This is a genomic window from Paraburkholderia sediminicola (assembly GCF_046027825.1).
Lineage (GTDB): Bacteria > Pseudomonadota > Gammaproteobacteria > Burkholderiales > Burkholderiaceae > Paraburkholderia > Paraburkholderia sediminicola_D.
Map to the genome: position 1 here is coordinate 1 of NZ_JAQQDU010000221.1, position 1,451 is coordinate 1,451.

1 protein-coding gene is annotated in these 1,451 nt (G+C 62.1%); it reads right to left on the reverse strand.

What is annotated here, in order from left to right:
- Nucleotides 1–190: 190 nt before the first annotated feature.
- On the reverse strand, nt 191–1,345 hold the full coding sequence (locus PQQ96_RS41950) for an IS110 family RNA-guided transposase (protein WP_408303286.1): 1,155 nt from the start codon (nt 1,343–1,345) through the stop codon (nt 191–193).
- Between the last annotated feature and the right edge of the window lie 106 nt (nt 1,346–1,451).

The following is a 1,451-nucleotide window of genomic DNA, read 5'->3' on the forward strand; positions in this document are numbered from 1 at the left end:
TCACCACCTTCTATCCGCTGGCGCGTTGCCAGCCTTATCCTGCAATGCGCGTTACGCCGGAATCGCTTCCGGGAACATGCCCCATCTGAGAGCTATTCGGTTGCGTTTGCAACCCAGCGTGATCACGGGCATGTTCACTTCGAACTCGTTTGCTATGCAACTGCCAGACTCCTTCCTGCGAAACCAGGGCTCAAGCTGACTTTAGGTGCGCGCCTTCGGGAATGACCCCGTCTTTCAGATAGCGCCACAACGCAATGGCAAGCCGTCGTGCTACCGCGACGATGGCAATACGTCGCGCGCGTCGGTTCGGTCCGGTGCCCTGTGTGCGCTGGTAAAACCATTTCGTTAATGCGCTGCCAGGCTGGTAGCGCAGCCAGGTCCATGCGATCTCGACCAGAAGCGCGCGTACCCGCCGGTTTCCCTGTTTGCTGATCCCCTGGTCGACCTGACTCTCGCCACTGTCGAAGGGTTGGGGGACCAGTCCGACGCATGCACCGACTTCCCGACGGTTGTGGAAGTCCCGCCAGAACAGCTCGAGGGCAAGACGTGACGCGCCTACTTCGCCAATTCCCTGGAGGCGCGCCAGCGCATCGGAACGCTGGCGCGCGGGCGCTGGCACGTTTGTCTGCCGCGTCTTCTCCAGCACCGCAAGTTGGTGCTTAACGAGTGCCAGCCGTTCGCACTCGCGCAGTAACCGCTCATGCAACTCGCGCGGCAATGGCGCACCGTCATGGCAGTGCACTTCCCCGCGCTCGAGCCGGCCGGCGAAGGTCCGGTGATCGACGGCGTCCCAGCAGCCAATCGTAACCAGCAGCTTGCGCATCCGGTCGCGGTGCTGCAGGATTTCCTTCTGCAGTTGTCCGCGCTCGCGCATGAGGTGACGTGTAGCCTCGTCCTCCTGTGACGGCATGTGCACTACGTGCATGCGGTCGCGCTCGCCGCGCAGCCACGCGCGCAGGTTGATGACAAGCTTGATGACGTCGAGGCGGTCGGTCTTCGCGCGCCGCTGATGACGTTCGACCGGAATGCTGGCCGGATCGACGACGTGGCATTCAATGTGTCGGCGCCGCAGCGCGCGACAGATCCAGAACGCGTCCTGCCCGGCTTCATAGCTCACGACGATCCGTACGTCCTCGGGCAACGACCACTTCTCCTTGTGTATCTCGATCAGGTCCAGCGTCGCCTGCAGACGCGCTGCGGCCTGAGGCTGTGGGACCGTGTGCACGGCCGGCTTCTCGCGCCGACCATCGTGAAGCGCAACTTTCCATTTGGCCGCCGCCAGTTCCAGCGACACTGCCAGCACTGGTACGTCACCATTCCCTGTATATGCCTGATCGGTACGCATGATGTTCTCCTGAGAGCAAACCTCGGCACGCTGATTTTAGGCGTCAGCCTGTCGAGGCCCTCGCTTCATAGGATCTGATATCCGCGGGTTGATTACCGCATTACAG

Excerpts from the sequence above, each read along its gene's own strand:
- PQQ96_RS41950 (WP_408303286.1), bottom strand. The coding sequence starts at position 1,345 with ATGCGTACCGATCAGGCATATACAGGGAATGGTGACGTACCAGTGCTG.